We start from the raw sequence: 24,557 nt of genomic DNA, 5'->3' as shown, positions 1-24,557 counted from the left end.
GCCTTGTACCATCCACGATCAGTACCTGTATCTCGATACCAATCACACTAGTAAACATGTCAGGTTTCAAAGGAACGAATTCCTGTTGAGAATTATATTTTTAGCCTCTAAATATTTCGTGACCTATCTCACCCTTTAAATTGGATTGTGAAATTTAGTTCCAAAACAGTACCGGGATCACAGTTCAAATTTTACGATGTAATGCTTTTCAAATATCTAATTCATTGTTTTTAATAAAGATAAATATCACACCCACACTTGACATAAGGTAAACAAAAAATAAACACTTGTTATTTTACGTAACAAATTTACAAGTTCTTATTTTTGCTACTTTATTCGCCAACACATATAGTGAACGTCTCACAAAGTTTGATTTGGAATAAAAAAAGGGAGCTTTCGCTCCCTTTTTATCGAATTTGAACTTTTTATCTCAAAAAAAGATTTTGGAAATTTCTGGTGGTTGTTTGAGCAACCTCCCCTAAAGACACTTCTTTTAGCTGCGCAATATACTGAGCGACTTCTACAACGTAAGCTGGTTGATTCTCTTTTCCACGATGAGGAACCGGTGCCAGATAAGGTGAATCGGTTTCAATCAGAAGCCTGTCCATCGGCAGCGCTTTCACCACTTCTTTAAGCTCTGTTGCCGCCCTGAATGTCACGATGCCGGAAACAGAGATATAGAAACCCAGTTCCATTGCCGCCTCTGCGAAGGGTAAATCCTCTGTGAAACAGTGGATGACACCACCACATTTCTGAGCCTGACCATTTCTTAATATACTAAGAGTATCTTCTCTGGCTTCTCGCGTGTGAATGATCAGCGGCTTATTGATTTCAACAGCAAGCTCGACTTGTTGCTCGAATCGCTCGATTTGAAGGGCTTTAGTTTCCGGTTTGTAATGGTAGTCAAGACCCGTTTCACCAACCGCAACAACACGAGGGTGCTTAGCATATTCATGCAACGTTTCGAGTGTAAAATCGCTTTCTACATCTAAAGGATGAATGCCGCACGATGCGAACACGTTTTCAAATGGTCGAATCATATCTATCATTTTCGGAAAGCTGTTTAACGTCACGCCCACCGATAATAAGTGCTCAACTTTAGCTTGTTCTGCTTTCTCTACAACATCTGCCACATCGGTGTGCAAATCTTCATAATTCAACTTATCTAAGTGGCAATGTGAATCAACAAACATTTTTCTTCTCGTGTAAATCTAAAAACCACTCTGCAGTCAGTAATTCCGCGTTTAAGCCGGGAAATGTTTTTAACTGGTGAATAAGCTGGTTTAATTCTCGTGTTTTTTTATAAGCAAGATCATAACTCACCAGTTTGGCTAGTGGCTCCACCTGCTTTTCTTTATTTTGAACGAAGTGACTTTTCTGGATATCGGTCAGGAGAATACTGAGCCAGCCCAAACGTTCAACAGGCGCATCTTTTAAGCTCTTCCAGACTTGACCGAATGACGGTATCGGTTCAGAGAGCTGCTCCACCAGAACGTGGTTCATCTCTAAAAATACCTTTTCCGAACCACTTTCAACAAACGCCTGAGCTGATAGCGGAGCACCGTGAGTAAGCTTTAGCGCTAGTTCACTGACTGGTTTATCGCTATTTTGGTTTAGCCAGCTCATCGCCTGCTGCTGGTCTGGCTGAACAATGTCCCATTGCTGACAGCGGCTCACTATTGTTGGCAACAGTTGATGCTTATCACCTGTCAGTAACAGGAAGACACAGTTTTCAGCTGGAGACTCCAGCGTTTTTAGTAACGCATTAGAGGCAGATTCGTTCATGGCTTCAGCAGGTGCTATAACAATTAGGCGCTTCCCACCCAGCTGAGACGATTCCAGCGCCCAACGATTTGCCTGTCGAATCTGGTCAACCGAGATGGTTTTGCCTTCTTTCTCAGGGGAAATCTGATGGATGTCGGGATGGCTGCCTGACTTAGATAAATCGCAACTATGGCAAAACCCACACGCATCATCATCTGAGTTTACGCAGACCAACGCTTCTCCAAATTTTGACGCTAACTGCTCTGCACCAAGACCTGAATGGGCATGACAAAGCAAAGCACCTGTTACTCGATCATTGCGTAGCAAAGCTTGCCAGTGTTCCCAAGTTGTCTGTAGCCAGGGGTATAACGCGTCCATTAGTGCTCCAGGTTTTCAAACCAGGTTTGTAATGCGTTTCGAATGCTGTCTGCCACCTGATCGATGGATTGTTGTGCGTCAACAATAACAACGCTTGAATCTGCATGGGCCATTTCCAGGTAACGATCACGAGTTCGTTCGAAGAAGCTGATGTCCATCTTTTCAATACGATCAAGTTCACCACGACCACGCGCGCGTTCCAATCCGACTTTCGGGTCGATATCGAGGTAAATCGTCAGATCTGGCTTGAATTCACCAAGCGAGACTCGCTTTAATGCGCTCATGGTGTCGCGTTCGATTTGGCGACCACCACCCTGATAAGCTTGAGACGACATGTCGTGCCTGTCTCCTACTACCCAAGAACCACTTTCCAGAGCAGGTTTAATCACCGTCTCGACCAGCTGAACGCGAGCGGCATACATGAGCAGAAGCTCAGAAATGTCCTGTAACGCTTCACCCTCGTGCTCTTCTTTTACCAGAGCGCGCATTTTTTCGGCTAACGCTGTTCCGCCAGGTTCCCGCGTATTCACGATGTTTTCAACACCGATCTGTTCAAGCTTTTCTTTTACCGCTTGAATAGCAGTACTTTTACCTGCCCCTTCAAGCCCTTCAATGACGATAAATTTCGCTGGGATCATTTCTTACTTCTTAATACTTTTAAATATTCGCGAACCGCTCGGTTATGAGCAGCAAGGTTTTTACTGAATACGTGACCACCGTGACCACTGGCCACAAAATACAAGTAACTACTTTCTTCCGGATTGACCGCCGCATAGATGGACGCGGGTCCCGCCATGGCAATTGGAGTCGGTGGCAGCCCTTTAATCACATAAGTATTATACGGGGTCGGCGTTCTTAAATCTTTCTTACGTATGTTGCCATCGTAACTGTCACCCATGCCATAGATTACGGTAGGATCTGTTTGTAGCCTCATCCCTTTATTTAGTCGATTAATAAAAACCGAAGACACACGCTCACGCTCTTCATCTATGGCCGTCTCTTTCTCTATGATAGAAGCCAGAATCAGCGCTTCATAACTGGATTTAAGCGGAAGCTTTTCTTGCTTCCCATCCCAGGCACTGCTCAATACGCGATTTAAATCTCTGTTCGCACGCTTAAGAATATCCAGATCAGAGGTGCCAGCTGTATAGTGGTATGTCTCCGCGAGGAAAAGACCTTCTAGCTTTTCACCACCAATCTTGAGCGCTTGTGCAATTTCTGCTTCCGTTTTGTCTTTCGTTAAATGACGAAGATGTTCAGAACCGTCCAAGACCGCTCGCCACTCTTTAAACGTCGTTCCTTCAACAAAGGTGATGGAAAACTGGTGCTCTTTTCCTTCACCTAAAAATTTCAGCGCATCACTTAATGAAAGCGACGCAGGTAACATAAACGTTCCCGCTTTAACACTAACTAATTCTGGGTACAAATGGCGGATTAACTTAGAAAATGGGCTTGGAGCAATCAATTCTGTCTGTTCCAGTTGAGTCAATACGCCCTGAAAGCTGGTGCCAGATTTAATGGTGATGAGTGTAGGCTGAGCATTTTCTAAAGTTTGACCAACATAGTTTTTAGCCTGTTGACTGACGTAAAGCCCACCAGCGATCAGTACTGCGATGCCGAGAGCCAAAACAACCGCAATCTTTTTAATCACGTTAAAAATATCTCCTGAAATGTTTTGGTAATTGGACCGATTTCAAACTCAGTCTCGTTTATTTTTGTCACGGGGCAAATTTGTAGAAGAGCATTGGTGATGAAGACTTCTTTTGCATCCAAGACCTCTTCCATAGAAAACGAGCGCTCAACGAGCGTCATACGCCTACTCATGGCTTCTTCAATCACCTGTTTTCGCATGATGCCTGCAACACCAGCCAGGTGAAGCTTAGGTGTGCAGAGCCTGAATCCATCATCTAGCCAAAACAGATTCGCAACGCTAGTTTCTACGACATTGCCATCAATATCGCAGACGATCGCATCTTTCCAGCCATTTTTCTCGACTTCAGACTTAGCCAGAACCTGTTCCAGTCGATTATTATGCTTCAGCCCAGCGAGTAAAGGCTGATGTCCAAGCTGAGTTTTGCACTCACCTAGCTCAATGCCTTCACGAACCCATTTGTTGTAATGCGCAGGAAACGCAAAAGCCGTTACTGTAACGGCTGGTGCAGAAGTACCTTCGGTTCCGTAGCCTCTGCCCCCTGTCCCGCGACTGATATGAATTTTTAAGCCTGCTTTTTCATCGTCTAAAGCGACTTTGTTGCACCATTCATAAACTTGTTGCCAATTCGGAGCCGGGATTTTTAACACCGTCAGGCATTCTGCCAAACGTTCTTTGTGGTAATTCCAGGATTGAATCTGCTTTTTACAGGTCAATAGTGTCGAAAAGCATCCATCTCCATATTGGAAGCTTCGATCGGTAACAGAAAAGAGTTCTTGTGGTCGTCCGTTGACGAGAATCATAGCTACTCCATATAAACAAAAGCGGCTCAATGCTAAGCATCAAGCCGCTTTAAAACAAGCTTAACTATACTATTCTATCGATTCTTTTAGAATCGCATCAGATCTTTTTGAAGATCAGACAGCCGTTTGTTCCACCGAAACCAAACGAGTTACACAAAGCGTATTCGATATTCACATCGCGCGCCGTATGTGGAACCAGGTCGATACCTTCAGTACCTTCGTCTGGGTTGTCCAGGTTGATTGTTGGTGGTACTTTCTGATCGACCAGAGCCAAAGCAGTGATGATGGCTTCTACAGAGCCAGCTGCACCCAACAGGTGACCAATCATAGACTTGGTAGAAGACACAAGCACTTTTTCAGAACCAGCTTCACCTAGAGCACGCTTGATGCCTTTGATTTCTGCAATGTCACCCGCTGGTGTTGAAGTGCCGTGTGCATTCACGTAACCGATTTGTTCGCCAGTTACGCCTGCGTCACGCATTGCTGCTTCCATTGCCAATGCACCACCAGACCCGTCTTCACTTGGAGAAGTCATGTGGAAAGCGTCACCGCTCATACCAAAGCCGACAAGCTCACAGTATATTTTCGCACCGCGCGCTTTAGCATGTTCATACTCTTCGAGTACCATCATGCCAGCACCGTCACCAAGAACGAAACCATCGCGATCTTTGTCCCACGGACGTGATGCTTTCTGAGGTTCATCGTTACGCGTGGACAAGGCTTTTGCAGCACCGAAACCGCCAATACCAAGCCTGGTAGATGCTTTCTCTGCACCACCCGCTACCATGGCATCTGCATCTCCGTATGCAATCATACGTGCCGCATGTCCGATATTGTGCAAACCTGTTGTACAAGCGGTTGAAATAGCAATGTTAGGACCACGAAGACCTTTCATAATAGAAAGGTGACCCGCAATCATGTTAACGATGGTTGAAGGTACAAAGAATGGGCTGATTTTACGTGGACCCTTTTCGTATAGCGCAGTGTGACCAGCTTCGATTAAGCCTAGACCGCCGATACCCGAACCAATGGCAACACCTACTCGGGGACCATTTTCTTCGGTAACCGCCAGACCTGAGTCATCAAGCGCTTGAATACCCGCAGCAATGCCATACTGGATGAACAAATCCATCTTACGGGCGTCTTTTTTAGACATGTACTCTTCGCAGTTGAAGTCTTTGACCAAACCTGCAAAACGAGTTGAAAATTCGGAAGTATCAAAGTGATCGATATCGACGATACCACTCTGACCTGCTAGCAGGGCTTTCCACGATGATTCTACAGTGTTGCCTACCGGTGACAACATACCCATGCCAGTGACAACTACACGACGCTTGGACACGATATAACTCTCCGGAGTTGAAATTGATAAAGTGAAAGGATAGAAGATAGACGATAAAAACTCAGGCGGTCAAGGATGACCGCCTGGGAGTGCAAATTACTGAGCGCTGTTCACGTAGTCAATTGCAGCTTGAACAGTAGTGATTTTCTCAGCTTCTTCGTCTGGAATCTCAGTGTCGAACTCTTCCTCTAGAGCCATAACTAGCTCTACAGTGTCCAGAGAATCAGCACCTAGATCGTCAACGAAAGAAGCTTCATTCTTAACTTCTGCTTCGTCTACACCTAGCTGTTCAACAATGATTTTCTTTACGCGTTCTTCGATGTTGCTCATTTTTCTTTTCCTTTACAGACTTCGCTTTATGCGATGTTTTCCGTAGTTTATTCAAACTTTTAAAAGTTGCAAGGGTGTCCTTGCTGGTCAAACCACAATTTGCGCGATTTTTCCCGAAATTCGGTACATTTTTGACCTAAATCATGCATAAATCAATTACGCAAGACTTAAACCATGTACATACCGCCGTTTACATGCAGGGTTTCACCTGTAATATAAGCCGCTTCTGGTGATGCTAAAAACGCCACTGCAGATGCGATCTCACGCGGGTCACCAAGACGACCGGCTGGTACCGCTGATAGTGTAGCAGCACGTTGCTCATCATTCAGCGCTTTTGTCATATCAGTTTCAATAAAACCTGGTGCAACTGTGTTCACTGTCACACCACGAGACGCAACTTCACGTGCCATCGACTTAGTAAAGCCGATTACACCCGCTTTAGCAGCCGCGTAGTTTGTCTGACCAGCGTTGCCCATAGTACCAACAACCGAACCAACATTGATGATACGTCCGTTACGTTTTTTCATCATACCGCGAAGTACCGCTTTAGATAAGCGGAAGATCGAAGTTAAGTTAGTATCCATGATGTCTGTCCACTCATCATCTTTCATACGCATCAGCAGGTTATCACGTGTGATACCCGCGTTGTTTACTAAGATGTCCAGCGCACCAAACTCATCATTGATGGTTTTAAGAACAGATTCAATAGATTCCGCATCAGTCACGTTCAGAGCAAGACCTTTACCGTTCTCGCCAAGATACTCACTGATCGCTGCCGCACCGTTCTCGCTTGTTGCAGTACCAATTACTGTGGCACCACGTTCTACCAAAAGTTCAGCGATTGCACGACCAATACCACGGCTTGCACCTGTAACCAGAGCAATTTTGCCTTCTAGATTCATCATGTTGATTATTCCTTAAATTTAAAACTACTTAGCCGCTTCTAACGTTGCTGCGTCATTTACAGCTGCACCGCTAAGCGTTTTCACGATTCGTTTTGTAAGACCAGTCAGTACTTTACCTGGACCCAATTCGTATAATTTTTCAATGCCTTGCTCGCTCATCTTCTCAACGCCTTCAGTCCAGCGAACCGGGCTGTGAAGCTGACGAACCAGTGCATCTTTAATTTTTGAAGGATCAGTTTCAGTCGCCACGTCAACATTATTGATGACAGGAATGCTTGGCGCGCTGAATTCGATCGCTTCCAATGCTTCAGCCAGTTTATCAGCGGCTGGCTGCATTAGCGCACAGTGAGAAGGAACGGAAACAGGAAGCGGCAAGGCACGCTTAGCGCCAGCTTCTTTACACAATGCACCTGCACGTTCAACTGCGTCTTTGTTACCTGCAATAACAACCTGACCAGGAGAGTTAAAGTTTACAGGTGAAACAACTTCACCTTGAGCAGCCTCTTCACACGCTTTCGCAATCGCATCATCCGCTAAGCCGATGATAGCGTACATTGCACCCGTACCTGCTGGTACCGCTTCTTGCATAAGGCGACCGCGTAGCTCAACCAGTTTAATGGCTTCTTTGAAATCGATAACGCCCGCACAAGCCAGTGCAGAGTATTCGCCCAAGCTGTGACCCGCTAGCACTTCTGGTGCTGCTAAGCCTTGCTCTTGCCACACACGCCAGATGGCAACAGAAGATGCCAGTAATGCTGGTTGAGTGCGGAATGTTTGATTCAGATCTTCAGCCGGACCATTTTGTACCAGAGCCCAAAGATCGTAGCCTAGAGCATCAGAAGCTTCTGCAAATGTATTTTTTACTACTTCATGTTGCTCGCCTAGTTCAGCCAGCATGCCAACAGCTTGTGAGCCTTGACCTGGGAATACAACAGCAAACTTGCTCATCGTAAAGTTCCTTTAAAGCAATGCAATAAAATTGAAAATGCCAGACAGCACGTAACTGGCTGCCTGGCAGAAATGATTAGAATCGAACGAGCGCCGATCCCCATGTAAAGCCACCGCCAAATGCTTCAAGAAGAAGCGTCTGACCACGTTGAATTCGTCCATCTCGTACCGCTTCGTCAAGGGCGGTTGGGATGGTTGCCGCAGAGGTATTACCATGGCGATCGAGTGTAACCACCACTTGCTCCATAGGCATAGACAGTTTTTTCGCTGTAGCCGAAATGATTCTTAGGTTAGCCTGATGAGGTACCAGCCAATCCAATTCGGCTTTTTCCATTTGGTTCGCTTCTAACGTGTCTTTTACCAGACGTGAAAGCTGAGTAACGGCCACTTTAAAGACTTCGTTACCTGCCATATGCAGCCACTTATCCGCTTCTGCATCTTCACGGCTTGCCAAAGGTAAGTTCAGTAGATCACCAAAACGACCATCGGAATGCAGGTGGGTCGATAGAATGCCAGGTTCTTCGCTCTGACCGACCACAACGGCGCCCGCACCGTCACCAAACAAAATAATGGTGGAGCGGTCAGTCGGGTCACAGGTTTTGGATAGAGTATCCGAACCGACAACCAAAACATTCTTACACATGCCTGTTTTGATGTGTTGATCAGCAACCGATAAAGCATAAACGAAACCCGAACAAGCCGCCGCTAAGTCGAATGCCGGGCAGCCGCTGATGTCGAGTTGAGCTTGTAATTGGCAGGCTGCAGATGGGAAGGCATGACTACCGCTCGTTGTGGCAACGATAATCAGGTCGATGTCTCTGCGATCAATACCCGCCATTTCTATGGCATTTACCGAAGCATGGTAAGCCATGTCCGCTACCGTTTCGTTTTCTGCTGCGATACGGCGCTCTTTAATGCCTGTACGAGTTACGATCCACTCATCACTTGTATCTACCATTTTTTCAAGATCGGCGTTAGTACGCACTTGAGACGGCAGGTAGCTGCCTGTTCCTAAAATTTTGCTATACATGAAGACTAATAATGCCTCTCGAGTAAAACCGCTTCCAAACGATCGCTAATCCGGCTGGGAACCTGTCGTTTGACCTCGTGTACTGCTTCGCCAATCGCGTTGACGACTGCAGATACGTCAGCACTTCCATGACTTTTAATGACAATGCCGCGCAATCCTAACAAACTTGCGCCGTTATACTGGTCGGGGTTCAGTTTTTTTAGCTCATCCATTAGCCCACCGAACAATTTTCTTGCAATCCAGGCTTTTATACCCGAACTTCCAAGCTGGCTTTTCAACTTATCTATAAAAAGATGAGCAACCCCTTCCGTTGTTTTGAGACAAACATTGCCGACAAATCCATCGCATACGACCACATCGGCTGAATCATGCAATAACTGATCCCCTTCTACGTAACCTACGTAGTCCACTGCTTCGGTCTCTGAAAGTAATTCGGAGCAGCGTTTTACCAGATCATTGCCTTTGATGTCTTCTTCACCGATGTTCAAAATCGCGACTTTGGGTGTACGAGCCAAGTGCTGTTCAGCGAGTGCACTGCCCATAACTGCAAACTGGAATAAAGTATCGGCATCGCACGATACATTCGCCCCCAAATCCAGCATCCAGGTTTTGTTGCCATTGGCTGTGGGTAATGCGGAGACCAGCGCAGGCCTTTCTATTCCAGGTAACAGTTTTAAGCGAAAACGCGACAACGCCATCAACGCTCCCGTATTTCCGCCACTTACACATGCATCCGCAGATTCATCGGCAACAGAATCTATCGCCAGTTTCATCGAACTGCCATTACTGTTACGCAAAGCCTGAGACGGACGCTCGGTATTGGAGATGGTACGATCGCTGTGTTTGATACTTAAGCGTGAATTTGGGATATACCCAATTCGGGAAAGTTGAGATGTGATCAGATCGCGATCACCAATTAAGATCACTTTTAGCTCTGGGAAATGCGACAATGCCTGCACGGCGGCAGGCACTGTTACGCGGGGACCGAAATCCCCGCCCATTGCATCAAGTGCAACGGTAATAGTTTGCAAAGGTCAACCTTACTTGTTGATAACCTTTTTGCCACGGTAGTAACCGTCAGCAGTCACGTTGTGACGTAGGTGAGTTTCACCTGAAGTTGCGTCTACAGATAGTGCACTAGAAGTTAGCGCATCGTGTGAACGACGCATGCCACGCATTGAACGTGATTTCTTGCTCTTTTGTACGGCCATTGACCCTACTCCTATGTTATTACTTAAAAATTAACGTTTTAAGTCTTTTAAAACATCAAATGGGTTCGGTTTCTCTTCCACCACTTCTTCGGGGATTTCGCCAAACACCAAATTGTCTGAATTAACGCTACAATCCGCTTCATCGTGCATTGGAACTTGAGGCAAAGATAAGATGAACTCGTCTTCAACCAGTTGTATGAGGTCGACTTCACCGTACTCGTTCAGATCTACCAAATCGTACTCTTCCGGTGCATCCTCTTCACTTTTCTCACTGTAATAAGGAGTATAAGTAAATTGGACTTCGCACTCATGTGCGAAAACTTCATTACAACGTTGACACTCTAAATCGATTTCGACGTTAGCTTTACCAGAGATAACGACTAATCGCTGTTCATCATGCCCAAAGGACAATGAGACTTCTGCGTCACGTTTTACGCCTTCGGCTGTATCAGTTAAGCGTTTGAAAAGGCTAGTTTGGATGATGCCATCGTAATCTAATCTTTTCTGAGCCGCTTTCGCCGGGTCAACCGTTCGCGGTATTTTTACCTTTTGCATAGGGCGCGAATATTATCGTTCAAATCCTCTTGAGTCAAAGAAAAAGGTAAAAAACTTGAGTTTTTTTCCTTACGATTAGGATAAGCAATAAAACTTGGTTTATTCTGCCACAAACCCGTAATTATTCTGACGAAAACCATGACTTCACGCACTTTGATTTTGGCATCCACCTCCCCTTTCAGGCGCACTATTTTAGACAAGCTTTGTGTACCCTTTGAAGTCGCATCACCCAAATGCGATGAAACGCCTTTAGAGAACGAATCGCCTGAAGATCTTGTTCTACGGTTAGCCGAACTGAAAGCACGCTCTTGTTCAGTAGAATCGGACGCTCTGGTCATTGGTTCGGATCAGATCTGTGTGATCGACGGAAAGATCGTCGGTAAACCTCACTCCCGGGAAAATGCGATAAAGCAGCTGACTTCACAAAGCGGCAAAGCCATCACTTTTTACACCGGAGTTGCTCTTTATAATTCTCAAACGGATCAGTGTGATGTGGAGATAGATACCTTTAAAGTTCACTTTCGCGAACTTTCTGCATCAATGATAGAAAATTATGTAGATAAGGAAGCGCCATTATATTGTGCAGGCAGCTTTAAAAGTGAAGGTTTGGGAATTGCACTGTTTGAACGCCTGGAAGGAAAAGACCCAAACACATTAGTTGGTCTTCCGCTCATCACGCTTATTTCAATGCTAGAGAAACAAGGCTTTAAAGTCATCTAGCCGTCAAACTAAAAAAGACCGCGATTCATGCGGTCTTCTTTATATCTGTTTTATGTCTGTGCGATTGGACAGTTAGCTTTTGAGCTTTCGAAGCCCAGTTAACACTTTTTCGAGCTTATCTCCCATCGGGGCAGAGATATCGACCTTATCTCCACTCCCAGGGTGCTCAAACTTAATGTTTGCTGCATGCAAAAACAGACGGTTTAAACCTACCTTTGCTGTATAAGCATCGAAACGAGGATCGCCATACCTGTCATCCCAGCCAATCGGATGCCCTGTGTATTGCGTATGCACTCGAATTTGGTGGGTTCGCCCCGTAATCGGGCTTGCCTGAATCAGGGTTGCTTGCTCAAACTTTTCCAGCACTTTGAAGCGTGTTTCCGAAGGTTTGCCTTTCGGGTTTACCCGAACAATGCTGTTGACTTCATTTTTCAGAAGCGGAGCATTCACGACTCGGCAACTGCTTTTCCACTGCCCCATCACTAGCGCAAAGTAATACTTCTGAACCGTCTTCTCTCTAAACTGAGCCTGCAGATGACGCAGCGCCGAACGCTTCTTCGCCACCAGTAGAATGCCCGATGTATCGCGGTCAATTCGGTGAACCAACTCCAGAAAACGAGCATCAGGTCTCAAAGCCCGAAGAGCTTCAATCGCTCCAAATTTCAAACCGCTGCCACCATGCACAGCAATACCAGACGGCTTATTCAGGATCAGCATATGATCATCTTCGAAAATGATGTGCTGCTCTAGCTCCGCAACTTTGTTCAGCTTAGTGCTCACAGGGGCTGCTTCTGGTTCTGCTGATGTTTTAACAGGTGGAATTCGAACAGTATCACCAGCCTGGAGCTTATATTCTGCTTTGATTCTTTTTTTATTCACGCGCACTTCGCCTTTACGCAAAATGCGATAAATCATGCTTTTAGGGATATTTTTAAGCTGATTGCGCAAAAAGTTATCAATTCTTTGCCCAGCCATGTCGTCGTCGATATCGACGAACTGTACGGAAGTTTTGATTTCGTTCATGACGCGCATTCTAACATTTTCAATCTTTGAAGCTAGATAAAATGAGTGCTAGCGGAGAAGCGAACGACCATTTGGGCAAAAAGCAAAAACTTAGAAAATTGTGCAGTGAAAAAAGTTGTGAATAACTGGTGGGCGAATAAATATACAATTCATTGATTTTTACTAATTTAACCATTAATAACAGTGAATTACTGAACAGTTAAACTATTCATCTCTCATTTTTTTGATGCTTTCTATGAATCCTGATTGCCCACTTTTCTTTGCACTGCTATAGTTCAGTGCTGCAATGGTCGAATTGATTACATTTTGTACTCAAACCGATAAACAGAGCTGTGTTAGGTCAGTTGCGCAGATAACTTTTCCAAGAAACAAGCGTGAATTACATTTTACCGGCAATTCCGGGATCAACTTTTCCGCTATTGGATCTTTTCAAACCGCAACCTTTACCCATTCTCTGTTTCCTTGGTAGCAGAATCCATGAGCAATCAGCAATAAAGAGTAGATCGCTTCTCAGCTTCTATGCAGCAGTCGGCGTCAGACATAGAAATGGAAGTGTCACTTGTCGTTCTACTCTCTTTATTTGTGTTGAGTTATGACTGCCAAATTCGGCAGGTCACACTTTTTAATTAGGTGTGGCAACTGAAGTGTCCGAGAGCATCCCTTCCAGCCGTGAGGTTGCATCGTAAAACCATGGGATCAGACACCACAAGCAAAGTGCTAAACGACAAGCTGAAAAATGAAAACAAAGAAAAAGACAACGAGATTTTTTTACAATGAAAAGAATGTTAATCAACGCAACTCAAAAAGAAGAGTTGCGTGTCGCTTTGGTCGACGGACAGCGACTTTTTGATCTAGATATCGAGAGTCCTGGTCACGAATCCAAAAAAGCGAATATCTACAAAGGACGTATCACTCGAATCGAACCTAGCCTTGAAGCTGCATTTGTAGACTACGGTGCCGAGAGACACGGTTTCCTCCCTCTTAAAGAAATTGCCAAAGATTACTTTCCTGAAGGTTATACCTACCAAGGTCGTCCTAGCATCAAAGAAGTGCTACAAGAAGGCCAAGAAGTTATTGTTCAAGTAGAAAAAGAAGAACGCGGTAGCAAAGGCGCTGCGCTGACTACTTTCATTTCTCTTGCTGGTAGTTACCTGGTTCTTATGCCTAACAACCCTCGTGCTGGCGGTATTTCACGCCGTATCGAAGGTGATGAGCGTACACAACTGAAAGCGGCGTTAAGCACTCTTGAATTGCCTCAGGGCATGGGCTTGATCGTACGTACAGCTGGTGTAGGCAAAAGTGCTGAAGAGCTAGAGTGGGACTTAAATGTTCTGCTTAATCACTGGAGCGCAATTAAAGAAGCGTCTGATGCCAATGCAGCCCCTTTCCTGATTCATCAGGAAAGTAACGTCATCGTACGTGCAATTCGTGACTACTTGCGTCGCGACATTGGTGAAATCCTGATTGATAGCAACACCATTTATGAGCGTGCTAAACAGCACATCCAATTGGTTCGCCCGGATTTCATTAATCGAGTTAAGAAGTACGACGGTGAAGTGCCGCTATTTAGTCACTACCAAATCGAAAGCCAAATCGAATCAGCATTCCAGCGTGAAGTTCGCCTTCCGTCTGGTGGTTCTATTGTAATCGACCCGACAGAAGCACTGACGTCTATCGACATCAACTCAGCGCGTGCTACTAAGGGTGGTGACATCGAAGAGACCGCGCTAAACACCAACCTGGAAGCAGCTGATGAAATTGCCCGTCAACTTCGTCTACGCGACCTGGGTGGTCTGGTTGTTATCGACTTTATCGATATGACGCCTGTTCGCCACCAGCGTGAAGTTGAGAACCGTCTGCGTGAAGCCGTTCGTTTAGACCGTGCCCGCGTTCAGATTGGTCGTATCTCTCGCTTTGGTCTTCTGGAAATGTCTCGTCAGCGCTTGAGCCCTTCTCTGGCAGAAGCAAGCCATCACATTTGTCCTCGCTGTTCTGGTACAGGTGTGGTTCGTGATAATGAATCACTGGCTCTGTCCGTTCTTCGTCTGATTGAAGAAGAAGCACTAAAAGACAACACATCCCAAGTACTGGCTGTTGTTCCTGTTGCTATTGCTTCCTACCTTCTGAACGAAAAACGTCGCTCGGTGAACCACATCGAGAAACACCAGGAAGTGAAGATCACGGTTGTTCCTAACTCAGATATGGAAACGCCGCACTTCGAAGTAATTCGTGTTCGTGATGGTGAAGAGCAAGATCTGCTTTCCTACCTGGTTCCAAAGAAACTGGAAGCAATGAAAGAAGCAGAAGCGAAAGAATCTGAAGAGCCTTCTCTTAAGCCTAAGAAGATTGAAGAGCCTGCTCTGAAAGGGTTTGCTGCACCGGCGCAATCTGCTCCGGCACCAAAACCAGCACCTGCTAAAAAGCCTGAAGTGAAGAAAGAAGAAGATGCTCAACCAGGATTGTTTGGTCGCATTTTCAAAGCTCTGGGTAGCTTCCTGTTTGGCTCTGATGAAGAAGAGCAGAAACAAGAAGAGAAGAAAGAAGAAAGAACGGATAATCGCCGTGGCAACCGCCAGCGTCGTGATCGCAAAGACCAGCGTGAAAACCGCCGTCGTAACTCTCGTGATAACAAAAACCGTAATCGTCGCCGCGATCGAGATCAGGAAGCTGAGGTATCTGAAAACGATACTAAGAAAGCTGCAGATTCTCGTAAGCAAAACCGCAAACCTCGTAATGAGAAACGCACCAAAGACGAGAACAAGAATTCTAAACTAGCGAAAGAAGGTCAGCAGCTAGCCGCTGATGCTCAAGCAACCGCTAAACCAGAGAGAAAAGAGAAGAAAGCGGAACAGGTTAAAGAACGTCGTCAGCGTCGTAACCTTAAGAAACAAGTTCGCGTTAAAGACCAGAAAGCGGCAGAAGAAGCTAACACCGAACAGCAACTAAAACAGGCTGCTGAAGTGGAAGCGAAGAAGCCGGAAACAGCAGGTGAAGAAGAGGAAACCAAGCAACGTCGTAACCGTCGTTCACCTCGTCATTTACGTGCGAGTGGTCAGCGTCGTCGCCGTGGTCGTGATCGCAAGCCGAACCCGTTCCGTCTACGTAAAGGTGGTGTAGCGTCACCTGAGATGGCGATGGGTAAAGTCATGCCTAGATACGATCTTGCTAAGCCAAAACGTCGTAAAGACGACAAGGTTGGGAAGAAAGTTGAACTGGCAGCACCAGTACATGGTGGTTACGCATTCCCAGAAATGGCAATGGGCAAAGTGATCATTCGTCGTGAAGAGGTTGCAGTTGAAGAAAAACCAGTAGCAGCTGTTCAAGCACCTGTGGTTGAAGCAGCTCCTGTTCAGAATGATGTTGTTGTAGCGGCAGATAAACCTGAACAAGAAGCAGTATCAGCGACTGAAACTGTAGCACCAGCAGTTGAAACAAAAGCGGAGCCAGAAGCACTGATAGATGCGCCTGTGGAAACGAATACTGTTGCGGAAACTGAATCAGCGCCAGTAACTGAAGTTAAAGAACCAGTACAAGCTTCTTTAGCCGAAGAATCTGCAGAGCCGATTAAGGTGAAAGTCGCTCATCAGGTGAAATCTCACGTTTCAGCGCCAATGGCAAGTGCGCCGGGTAGCACTGAGATGCGCGAGATTCAGGTCGTTGCCGCGCCTTTCCGTACAGAACGCTTCCAGCCAATTGGAGCCGGAGCCGTTTCTGCGAAAAACCGCGCTTCTGCTGAAATGGCAAAGCCTGATTTCAGCTAATCTGAACCAGAAACGAAAACGGGTCGCAAACGCGACCCGTTTTTTTCTTTGCAATATTTAATGGCTATTCTAGGATTCTGGTGTCTGTTCACCTAAACCAGTAAATAAGGTGTCTCGATAGAGAGTGTTATTCACGAAGTCTATTGATTAGTTTGGTATCAATATTGAACTTCATCACGCTTTTCTGTAGGATTCGCCGACTCAAGTGTCGATTATTGAGCTGCTCTTTTAAACAACCTGTTACTCAGCCCCAATAGTCGGAAGTATGTATTTTTAAGCTAATTGACTGAGCTAACATGTTCGAATTTCCACAATTTTCCAAGCACTCCGTAAAAAATGACGTGCTTTCTGGCTTGACCGTAGCGCTAGCACTGGTACCAGAAGCGGTTGCATTTGCTTTTGTCGCTGGTGTCGACCCTATGGTCGGTCTTTACGCCGCATTCATTGTTGGTCTGATTACCTCTGTGTTCGGCGGTCGTCCAGGCATGATCTCTGGTGCAACTGGTGCAATGGCCGTTGTTATGACCAGCCTGGTTATTTCTCACGGAATCCAGTATTTATTTGCCGCTATCTTGTTAGCGGGTATCCTGCAGATCGCAGCGGGTATCTTCAAGTTAGGTAAGTTCATCCGCATGGTGCCACATCCGGTAATGATTGGCTTTGTAAACGGTTTGGCGATTGTCATTTTTCTGGCACAGTTAGGTCAGTTCAAAGCACCAGACATCGACGGAATGCTAACCTGGCTGCCATCAGACCAGATGTTCCTCATGCTTGGTCTTGTTGCTCTTACTATGGCTATCATCCACTTCTTGCCAAAATTCACCACGGCAGTGCCTTCTTCTCTGGTCGCTATCGTCACGGTGACTGGTTTGGTTGTTGGCTTGGATCTGGAAACACGCACCGTTGTCGATTTCCTTCGTACTATGTCTGGCGATGAAGCGGCAACGCTGGCTGGCTCACTGCCAACCTTCTCCGTGCCTAGCGTGCCTCTTTCTCTGGAAACACTTCAGGTTATCTTGCCTTACGCCATTATTCTTGCAGCAATTGGCTTGATCGAATCACTACTGACTCTGACCGTTCTGGATGAGATGACGAACACTCGTGGTCAGTCAAACCGTGAATGTGTCGGTCAGGGCATGGCTAACGTTACTTGTTCTATGTTTGGTGCTATGGGTGGCTGTGCGATGATTGGTCAGTCTATGATCAACGTAAACTCAGGCGGTCGTGGTCGTCTGTCGGGTATCGTCGCTGCACTGGCACTTCTGTTCTTCATCCTGTTTGCATCTGACCTTATCGAAATGATTCCGCTGGCAGCACTGGTTGGTGTAATGTTCATGGTGGTTATTGGTACATTCGAATGGGCAACGTTCAAGCTTGCGCGCCGTGTTCCTAAACAGGACTTCTTTGTCATTGTGTTGGTGACCGTAGTAACGGTTCTTACTGACCTCGCAGTTGCGGTTGCGGTAGGTGTGATTGCTTCGGCGCTGATGTTTGCATGGGAACACGCAAAACACATTTACGCGACAAGCAAAATCAACGAAGAAGGTTCAAAGGAATATCACATCAACGGTCCTATCTTCTTTGGCTCAGCAGCGAATTTCCTTGAGCTTTTCGATGCTAAAAATGATCCCGAAGATGTCATTGTAGACTTCGCTGACTCTCGCGTTGCAGACCATTCCGCCATCGAAGCGATCGAAACACTGGCAGAGCGTTATGCGGCAGCAGGTAAAACTCTGCACCTTCGTCACTTGAGTCAGGATTGTAGAGCACTACTGGACAAAGCAGGAAGCCTGGTTGAGATCAACGTGAAAGAAGATCCAAGCTATAAAGTTGCCACAGACGTGTTAGCTGGCTAATCCAAGCCCAGAACAAAAAAACCGACGTCATTGCGTCGGTTTTTTTATTTCTGAGGGAAGTATCGGTAGTGACCCGTTATTTGATAATCAAACAACATGTCATCCATCTTGGGACCAAAGCCAATGTTATGAACGATTAACGGTCTCTCCCCATCTTCAGAACGCTGATCAACCACAATGCCGATATGAGGCAAGTTACCGGGAAGCATCCAGGTTACAATGTCGCCAGGTTTGTAATTGGTGCCCTTCCGAGACACTCTTAAACTCTCTCCATGACGCTTAAAGTAAGCCTGCAAATTAGGCACACGGCGATGGTCTATGTTTTTGTCTGGACGACTTAAACCCCAGATTCGTTTAGACGGGTACTGATCAAAATGGGCTTTGATATCTTCATGCACCCTTTTTTGCAAATCGATATCTAAAGTTCGATAGCTGCGAATAATGACATCTGTGCACACCCCTTTGTTAGGAGCCACATCCCCATTGGGATATGGAATACTCACGTAGCTGCCGTCGTAGATAACAAAATGTTCTGTACGCTCCATAGCAGCGTCAACCAGTTCATCTGGGGAAGCACTGTATGCTCCGCTACTTAACGCCGCGCAGCACGCCAATAGGCCCGCCTTAAATATTCTTGTCATTGCCAGTCCGTCGTTGTGATTTCATGCACAAGCATAACCCGAGCACCTCAGGCTGTGTGCCAGCGAGAAGTAAAATGAGAGTGACCGCAAATCAAAGTGACGTCATCTTGATAGGTCTAGGATGCAATCTCTTCCAACAGTACGTCACTGGCTTCTTCAATCAAATCGATAACAAGTTCAAACCCTTGTTCACCACCGTAGTAAGGATCGGGTATTTCATCATAGCCACTCTGCCCATAGCTTAAGAACAGCTTGAGCTTATGGCGGTATTGTTGAGGACAGATGTCTTCCAAATCCGATAAGTTGGAATGATCCGCTGCGAGAATAAGGTCGAATTCCTCAAAATCGCTTTGTTCGACTTTCCTTGAGCGGATCCCCTGAAAAGAATAGCCTCTTCTTTTTCCAGCTTGCATGGAACGACTGTCTGGATTTTCACCAATGTGGTATCCAGCTGTACCCGCGGAGTCTACCTGTACATCAACCCCTGATTGCTTCGCTTTCGCTCTTAGAATCGCTTCTCCGGTTGGTGATCGGCAGATGTTACCTAGACACACCACCAGAACTTTAGAAATCTTTGCTTTCACCTGTTTTCCTTATGGTTTTTCCACCGACTTTGTTAGGCTATTATACTCAGGTCGCTTCAACCAGAACCAGTAAGAAAGGGATGCTCCATGTCGGCAGAAGAAAGAAAAGATGAAAGATACAAAGCACGTCAACAAAGAGTTAAAGAACAAGTTGATGAACGCATTGCCGCCGCCCAAGATGTAAAAGGAATATTGCTGGTTATTACCGGAAACGGTAAAGGAAAATCAACATCGGGCTTTGGTACCATTTGCCGAGCAGTCGGACATGGCTTGAACTGCTCAGTGGCTCAGTTTATCAAGGGAACATGGGACAACGGTGAGCGTAACCTGCTTGAAAAGCTTGGAGTAGAGTTCCAGGTAATGGGCACTGGATTCACATGGGAAACGCAGAATCGCCAAAAAGACACCGATGCTGCACAGAAGATTTGGCAGGAATGCAAACGCATGCTGCAAGATGAATCTATCGACGTTGTCTTATTCGACGAAATTACCTACATGGTAAACTACGGCTACATCGAGTTAGAAGAAGTTCTTGAAGCACTCAAGAATCGTCCGTTCATGCAGTCGGTCGTTATTACTGGACGTGGCGCACACCGTGAACTGACTGAGCTTGCCGATACAGTTTCTGAAGTCCGTAATGTCAAACACGCATTTGAAAACGGTGTAAAAGCACTGAAAGGCGTGGACTGGTAATTACTCGCATTCATCTCTGAGTACTAAACTTCAAAGGGCTGAATAGAAGAATCAGCCCTTTTCTCTTCTTACAAATCCTGCGATTACGAAAATCTCTTACTGTAAGTGATAATGTTGTCTCTGTAGTCATTGAGTAAAGCTTCTGTATTCACTCTGACTGCCACTTTCTGCTGCACTTTTCCTATCGCAGCGTCTCCTGTCACTAAAGTCGTCATGCCTTGCTTTTCTCCTTCAGTCGTTACTTCAATTGCCCCGACTTCAAATTCAAACAGGTCAGGTTTGACTACACAGGCAATGGCAGAAGGATCGTGAACATGGCAACCGTTGTACCCAATGATCGATGAGTAAAATTTAAGGTAGAAACGACTCACGTCCCAGATAAAATCACCTACAGAACCAGCATTTTCCCTTAAATTCGCAAAGTACGGATCGTCAAATACGCTGGATTCAGTCACATCCAGACCAATCACCGAAATCGGCCAGGGTGCAGAAAACACCTGCTGAGCGGCATGCGGGTCATCATGAACGTTTGCTTCTGCATAAGGCGTGACATTTCCACGACGGTTGTTTAAACCAAACGCGCCCCCCATGATGATTACCTCTTTCACCAAAGAAGTGATGCTTTCGTCTTTCTCCAGCGCTAACGCTAAATTGGTAAGAGGTCCCACTGCCACCAGCGTAATCTCTCCTGGGTGCGCCTTTAGAGTATCAATGATGTACTGGTGGGCAGGCTTGTCGCTTATGCCATTCACTTCAACACCCGATACATCGACATCACCTAATCCACTCTCTCCGTGTACCGCAGACGATGCTCCAACGGGTTCACGGACTAAAGGATTGTCAGTACCCTGCGCAATATCACAGGTGAGTTGGAATTTGTCTTTAAGATAGATGGCATTGCGTGTGCTGTTTTCGATTGTCGCATTACCAAAAATGGTGGTAATACCAATAAGGTCAATATCTTCAAGAGCTTCGGCATACAGTAACGCCATGGAATCGTCTATGCCTGGGTCGGTATCTAATATGATTTTTGTTGCCATGTAATACACATCCTTATCTCAATTACATTGGGATAATAAACATTTCATTTCATATTTCTTGTGACTCAATTCACGACATAAAGGATATAAAGACCACCTTAATAAAAAGCGCACTGCCTTGCGAGACAGCGCGCTTTTTGTATCTGCAATAATATGTAAAAACTCAGTAACCGTATGCTAGCCTACCGTGTTTAGAGGCTATTTTTTAGTTAAACAAGCCTTTCAACAACTTATCTGCAATGTCTTTAGTCTGATCCGGTTTCACTTTATCACCGAGCAGTTTTTGTAAACCTTTCTCAGCCTCTTTCTTGGCTTTTTGCTTTAATACATCATCAAAGACTAGCTTGTATTTAGGATCGGTCCATTTACCCGAAACCTGAACAGGAATGGTCACGTCTTTCAGGTCATCGATACTTTCGCCACCCTGACCTTTCAAAGAGCCGACAATCGAAGTACGGATAACCATATCCACATCTTGTTTGATGTAGTTTGCATTACCCTTACCCGTAATACGAAGCAATGGTGACTGCATATTCAGATTGTCTGTAGTTACAACACCCCTATTCAGTTTAAGTGTGGCTGTCATTGCAGAGAAATCGGTTTTCTCTACCGTATCTGCAGCCGAAACATCCTGCCCTTTAAACCTTGCGTAGTGAGTGCGGATAAGGTGAGGTAAGTTCACTCCATATACAGCACCGTCAGCAAAGTTGATTTTAACCGTACCTTTCAAGTTTTCCTGAAGTGCAGTCGGTTTTAGGCTTTTACCCGTCAGAGCCAAATCGATGTTACCCGTACCTTCCAGCAGGTCGATTTCTGCAACATCGACCAACAATGGCTGAACTTTCACACCTTTGATCAAACCATTGACGCTGTATGTCGGTGTTGCTTTTCGAGCATCTAACTTAGCTTTGGTAGAGATACTGCCCTGATACAGGTTTGCGCTAAAACGAGTAAGGTCAAAGACCCCATTTTTCAAAGTAAATTGAGTCGTGACTTTTTGCAGTTTGGCATTGTTGGCTTTGAACTTGTCAATCACCACCTTACCTTTAGCATTCACCAATTTCAGTGCACTTAAATCAGGCTCGACCTCAGGGGCTTTTGGTGCTTCTCCTGTCGGCACACTTCCCCTACCAGTACTTTGGCTGGTTTCTGCTTCTGCTTTCTGGTTTAGCCCCAAAAATGCATCCAAATCGATATTTGGGCTGTGTAAGTCAAAGTTCACTTGAGGCACTGCGGCAAGCACTACGCTGGCTTTCCCGTCCAGTGCAATGTCATTGGCTGTCAGCTTATTCAGAACCAGCGACAACGCGCTTTTCTTCACATCAAATGTAAGCCCGGCATCAAGGTTAACTGCCATTGGAGACTGAGGAAGTGCCTCACCTTTCAGGTTGTTCGCGAGCTTAATGCTTGCCACTTTAATTTTGCTGATGGCTTTATCGACCGTAATATTCAGTGAACCTTTCGAGTCAACAGCCAATCCAGCTAAGTCACCAAGCAACTCGTAAGACAGAGCATTTTGTTTATCAAAAGCAAAGGAGGCAAGGTCAAGACGTAGCTTCTCTACCTTGTTTCCAGGGTCGTTGAAAGAGGCATCCAACCCGAGTTTGCGGAGTTGGTAATCTTGAAAATCTTCAGAAAGGAAAAACTCTGTTCCACCTTTCGCCGCGAAGTTTTGTTGTTGATTCTTACCGCTCACGTCAAATTCGATGCTGTTCCACGCACCAAGCGCAAAGGCAGGCAGTGACAGTTTTGCCTTTGCACTCAGCCCTAATGATTTGTCATCGACACTGGCATCAAGCGCAACTTCACGAAGTTCGTACTGCTTGAGGTCTTGAGACAGTTTGAACTCGACCTGCCCTTCTGCTGCGAAGTTTTGCTGATTCTGGGCACCAGTGACATCAAAAGTCAGCTTGCTCCACTGACCGAATTCAAATTCGGTTAGCGATGCATTCGCGTCGCTTAGAGTCAAAAGCGTACCCGCCTGTTTATCCGATACCGTCACTTTCGCGTTTGATATGGTGATACCAGCAACCAAAACTTCCCATTGCTCCAGAGCCGACGGCTGTTCACCCGTTTCAGCAGGCGCTTCTTCGGCTGGAGCCTGAGTTGTGTCTGTTGTTTCAGCCTGGTCTTTTGCTGAGTTGGCTTTGGTCAAGCTATCCAGGTTTGAGGTGCCATCCTTGAGTGTTTCGAGCGAGACTTCAGCACCATCGAGCAGGATATTGCCAATTACCAACTGGTTGCTAAGTAGAGGAGTCACCTCTATGGCAAGCCCTACTTGCTGTACTTTCAATAGATTGGGGCTGGAGAAGCCTTCTGGGTTTTTCAGTTCTGTTTTACCAACACTGAACCCTAAACTTGGGAAAAATTGCCAGCTAATATCACCTTCAATCGCGAGCGTCATACCGGTGTTTTTCTGTACCTGCTCGACAATCAAAGGTTTAAACTGGTTGGGATTTACGAATAGAATCAGAGCTAACAAAGCAACGATCACCAGAGCGATGAGCGCGGCAATAGATAGAAGCAACTTCTTCATCATGGATTCCTTGAATCTGCGACTGTAGATATTCCTTCAAACATACAAAAGTGGCGCATAATGCGCCACTTTTTGTTATGAATTTTTGTCGATTTATCAGAACTTTGACAAATCTGGTGCTTAGCTCTTCAGAAGCTTAGCGATGTGCGCCTTAAGTACATCAATCGCAATTCGGTTTTTGCCACCGCGAGGAACAATGATGTCGGCGTATTGCTTAGAAGGCTCAATGAATTGCATGAACATTGGACGAACCGTATCCTGATACTGCTTAAGTACCGATTCCATCGTACGACCACGCTCTTCCACATCACGCTTCACACGGCGCAGCAGACAAATATCAAGTGGCGTATCCATAAACACTGTTGCGTGCATTAAGTCACGCAGACGTGGATCGGTAAGAAGCAGGATACCTTCAAGAATGATCACTTTCTTCGGTGTCATTGTAGCTGTGTTGTCAGTGCGGGTGTGTACAGAATAGCTGTACTCAGGAACTTCAACAGAGTTGCCTTGAACTAACTGCTCCAGGTGCTGACAAAGCAGGTCGTGATCAAGTGCGTTAGGGTGGTCGTAGTTGGTTTTCTCGCGCTCTTCCATGCTCAACTGGCTTTGATCTTTGTAGTAGCAATCTTCAGTGATCACGCCGATATGGTCGTCTCCGACTTTCGCACGAAGCTCATTGTAGATAGTACTTGCGATTAAGCTCTTTCCAGAAGCAGAAGCGCCAGCAATTCCCACGATGACGCATTGATTATTATTAGACATGTAAAAGCACCTGATACTAATTTG

General features: G+C 45.8%; 23 protein-coding genes. 4 read left to right on the top strand and 19 right to left on the bottom strand.

The features are described from left to right. Nucleotides 1-425: 425 nt before the first annotated feature. The 13 genes from QMG91_RS05605 to yceD all read right to left on the bottom strand — a co-directional run bounded on the left by QMG91_RS05605 (nucleotide 426) and on the right by yceD (nucleotide 10,917). A complete protein-coding gene (locus QMG91_RS05605) occupies nucleotides 426-1,193 on the bottom strand; it encodes a TatD family hydrolase (RefSeq protein ID WP_281829490.1) in 768 nt (255 codons plus the stop codon). Further along, entirely contained in the window at nucleotides 1,183-2,142 is a 960-nt protein-coding gene (gene holB, locus QMG91_RS05600) for a DNA polymerase III subunit delta' (protein WP_281829488.1), read from the bottom strand. Before holB ends, QMG91_RS05605 begins: the two co-directional genes overlap by 11 nt. Next, entirely contained in the window at nucleotides 2,142-2,780 is a 639-nt protein-coding gene (gene tmk, locus QMG91_RS05595; protein ID WP_022590073.1) for a dTMP kinase, read from the bottom strand. Before tmk ends, holB begins: the two co-directional genes overlap by 1 nt. After that, nucleotides 2,777-3,793 carry an endolytic transglycosylase MltG gene (gene mltG, locus QMG91_RS05590; protein ID WP_281870191.1) on the bottom strand — a complete coding sequence of 339 codons (1,017 nt, stop codon included), beginning with the start codon at nucleotides 3,791-3,793 and terminating at the stop codon, nucleotides 2,777-2,779. The genes tmk and mltG overlap by 4 nt, the downstream gene beginning before the upstream one ends. Next, a complete protein-coding gene (pabC, locus tag QMG91_RS05585) occupies nucleotides 3,790-4,596 on the bottom strand; it encodes an aminodeoxychorismate lyase (protein ID WP_004406089.1) in 807 nt (268 codons plus the stop codon). The genes mltG and pabC overlap by 4 nt, the downstream gene beginning before the upstream one ends. 97 nt (nucleotides 4,597-4,693) lie before the next feature. Next, a complete protein-coding gene (fabF, locus tag QMG91_RS05580) occupies nucleotides 4,694-5,938 on the bottom strand; it encodes a beta-ketoacyl-ACP synthase II (RefSeq protein WP_004406090.1) in 1,245 nt (414 codons plus the stop codon). Between the two features lie 96 nt (nucleotides 5,939-6,034). Further along, nucleotides 6,035-6,268 carry an acyl carrier protein gene (gene acpP, locus QMG91_RS05575; RefSeq protein ID WP_004406112.1) on the bottom strand — a complete coding sequence of 78 codons (234 nt, stop codon included), beginning with the start codon at nucleotides 6,266-6,268 and terminating at the stop codon, nucleotides 6,035-6,037. Between the two features lie 167 nt (nucleotides 6,269-6,435). After that, nucleotides 6,436-7,170, bottom strand: a complete 735-nt coding sequence (gene fabG / locus QMG91_RS05570; RefSeq protein ID WP_004406113.1) for a 3-oxoacyl-ACP reductase FabG — start codon at nucleotides 7,168-7,170, stop codon at nucleotides 6,436-6,438. A 27-nt stretch (nucleotides 7,171-7,197) separates the two neighbouring features. Beyond that, nucleotides 7,198-8,121: an ACP S-malonyltransferase gene (gene fabD / locus QMG91_RS05565; protein ID WP_281829445.1), complete on the bottom strand. Its 924-nt coding sequence runs from the start codon at nucleotides 8,119-8,121 to the stop codon at nucleotides 7,198-7,200. A gap of 76 nt (nucleotides 8,122-8,197) precedes the next feature. Beyond that, on the bottom strand, nucleotides 8,198-9,151 hold the full coding sequence (locus tag QMG91_RS05560; protein ID WP_004406117.1) for a beta-ketoacyl-ACP synthase III: 954 nt from the start codon (nucleotides 9,149-9,151) through the stop codon (nucleotides 8,198-8,200). 5 nt (nucleotides 9,152-9,156) lie between these two features. Next, complete coding sequence (gene plsX / locus QMG91_RS05555; protein WP_004406118.1) at nucleotides 9,157-10,182, bottom strand: phosphate acyltransferase PlsX; 1,026 nt, start codon at nucleotides 10,180-10,182, stop codon at nucleotides 9,157-9,159. 9 nt (nucleotides 10,183-10,191) lie between these two features. Next, nucleotides 10,192-10,362 carry a 50S ribosomal protein L32 gene (gene rpmF / locus QMG91_RS05550; protein ID WP_004406120.1) on the bottom strand — a complete coding sequence of 57 codons (171 nt, stop codon included), beginning with the start codon at nucleotides 10,360-10,362 and terminating at the stop codon, nucleotides 10,192-10,194. Nucleotides 10,363-10,392: 30 nt separating this feature from the next. Beyond that, a complete protein-coding gene (yceD, locus tag QMG91_RS05545; RefSeq protein ID WP_004406121.1) occupies nucleotides 10,393-10,917 on the bottom strand; it encodes a 23S rRNA accumulation protein YceD in 525 nt (174 codons plus the stop codon). Between the two features lie 138 nt (nucleotides 10,918-11,055). Here yceD and QMG91_RS05540 point away from each other — a divergent pair, with 138 nt between their 5' ends. Beyond that, nucleotides 11,056-11,637, top strand: a complete 582-nt coding sequence (locus QMG91_RS05540) for a Maf family protein (RefSeq protein WP_281829440.1) — start codon at nucleotides 11,056-11,058, stop codon at nucleotides 11,635-11,637. Nucleotides 11,638-11,709: 72 nt separating this feature from the next. Here the strand turns inward: QMG91_RS05540 and rluC are convergent, their stop codons facing one another. Next, the gene (gene rluC, locus QMG91_RS05535) at nucleotides 11,710-12,660 is read right to left on the bottom strand and encodes a 23S rRNA pseudouridine(955/2504/2580) synthase RluC (protein ID WP_022551194.1); all 951 of its coding nucleotides are present in this window, start codon (nucleotides 12,658-12,660) and stop codon (nucleotides 11,710-11,712) included. A 773-nt stretch (nucleotides 12,661-13,433) separates the two neighbouring features. On the opposite strand from rluC, the gene rne reads away from it, so the two are divergent. Further along, on the top strand, nucleotides 13,434-16,421 hold the full coding sequence (gene rne, locus QMG91_RS05530) for a ribonuclease E (RefSeq protein WP_281829438.1): 2,988 nt from the start codon (nucleotides 13,434-13,436) through the stop codon (nucleotides 16,419-16,421). Between the two features lie 296 nt (nucleotides 16,422-16,717). Then, the gene (locus tag QMG91_RS05525; protein ID WP_004406133.1) at nucleotides 16,718-18,277 is read left to right on the top strand and encodes a SulP family inorganic anion transporter; all 1,560 of its coding nucleotides are present in this window, start codon (nucleotides 16,718-16,720) and stop codon (nucleotides 18,275-18,277) included. A 44-nt stretch (nucleotides 18,278-18,321) separates the two neighbouring features. Here the strand turns inward: QMG91_RS05525 and QMG91_RS05520 are convergent, their stop codons facing one another. Both QMG91_RS05520 and QMG91_RS05515 read right to left on the bottom strand, forming a co-directional pair. After that, on the bottom strand, nucleotides 18,322-18,918 hold the full coding sequence (locus QMG91_RS05520) for a DUF1287 domain-containing protein (RefSeq protein WP_281829435.1): 597 nt from the start codon (nucleotides 18,916-18,918) through the stop codon (nucleotides 18,322-18,324). A 116-nt stretch (nucleotides 18,919-19,034) separates the two neighbouring features. After that, a complete protein-coding gene (locus tag QMG91_RS05515) occupies nucleotides 19,035-19,490 on the bottom strand; it encodes a low molecular weight protein-tyrosine-phosphatase (RefSeq protein WP_281830442.1) in 456 nt (151 codons plus the stop codon). A 99-nt stretch (nucleotides 19,491-19,589) separates the two neighbouring features. On the opposite strand from QMG91_RS05515, the gene cobO reads away from it, so the two are divergent. Then, complete coding sequence (gene cobO, locus QMG91_RS05510; protein ID WP_281829433.1) at nucleotides 19,590-20,195, top strand: cob(I)yrinic acid a,c-diamide adenosyltransferase; 606 nt, start codon at nucleotides 19,590-19,592, stop codon at nucleotides 20,193-20,195. An 83-nt stretch (nucleotides 20,196-20,278) separates the two neighbouring features. Here the strand turns inward: cobO and QMG91_RS05505 are convergent, their stop codons facing one another. The 3 genes from QMG91_RS05505 to udk all read right to left on the bottom strand — a co-directional run bounded on the left by QMG91_RS05505 (nucleotide 20,279) and on the right by udk (nucleotide 24,533). Then, the gene (locus tag QMG91_RS05505) at nucleotides 20,279-21,235 is read right to left on the bottom strand and encodes a nucleoside hydrolase (RefSeq protein ID WP_281829431.1); all 957 of its coding nucleotides are present in this window, start codon (nucleotides 21,233-21,235) and stop codon (nucleotides 20,279-20,281) included. A 205-nt stretch (nucleotides 21,236-21,440) separates the two neighbouring features. After that, complete coding sequence (locus QMG91_RS05500; RefSeq protein WP_281829429.1) at nucleotides 21,441-23,774, bottom strand: AsmA family protein; 2,334 nt, start codon at nucleotides 23,772-23,774, stop codon at nucleotides 21,441-21,443. A 117-nt stretch (nucleotides 23,775-23,891) separates the two neighbouring features. Further along, on the bottom strand, nucleotides 23,892-24,533 hold the full coding sequence (gene udk, locus QMG91_RS05495; RefSeq protein WP_004406146.1) for a uridine kinase: 642 nt from the start codon (nucleotides 24,531-24,533) through the stop codon (nucleotides 23,892-23,894). Nucleotides 24,534-24,557 lie beyond the last annotated feature (24 nt).

This window comes from Vibrio nigripulchritudo, from assembly GCF_027924785.1.
In the GTDB taxonomy this organism is placed as follows: Bacteria; Pseudomonadota; Gammaproteobacteria; order Enterobacterales; family Vibrionaceae; genus Vibrio; species Vibrio nigripulchritudo.
Note: the sequence above shows the minus strand (reverse complement) of the source record. Positions and strands in the feature narration are given on the sequence as shown.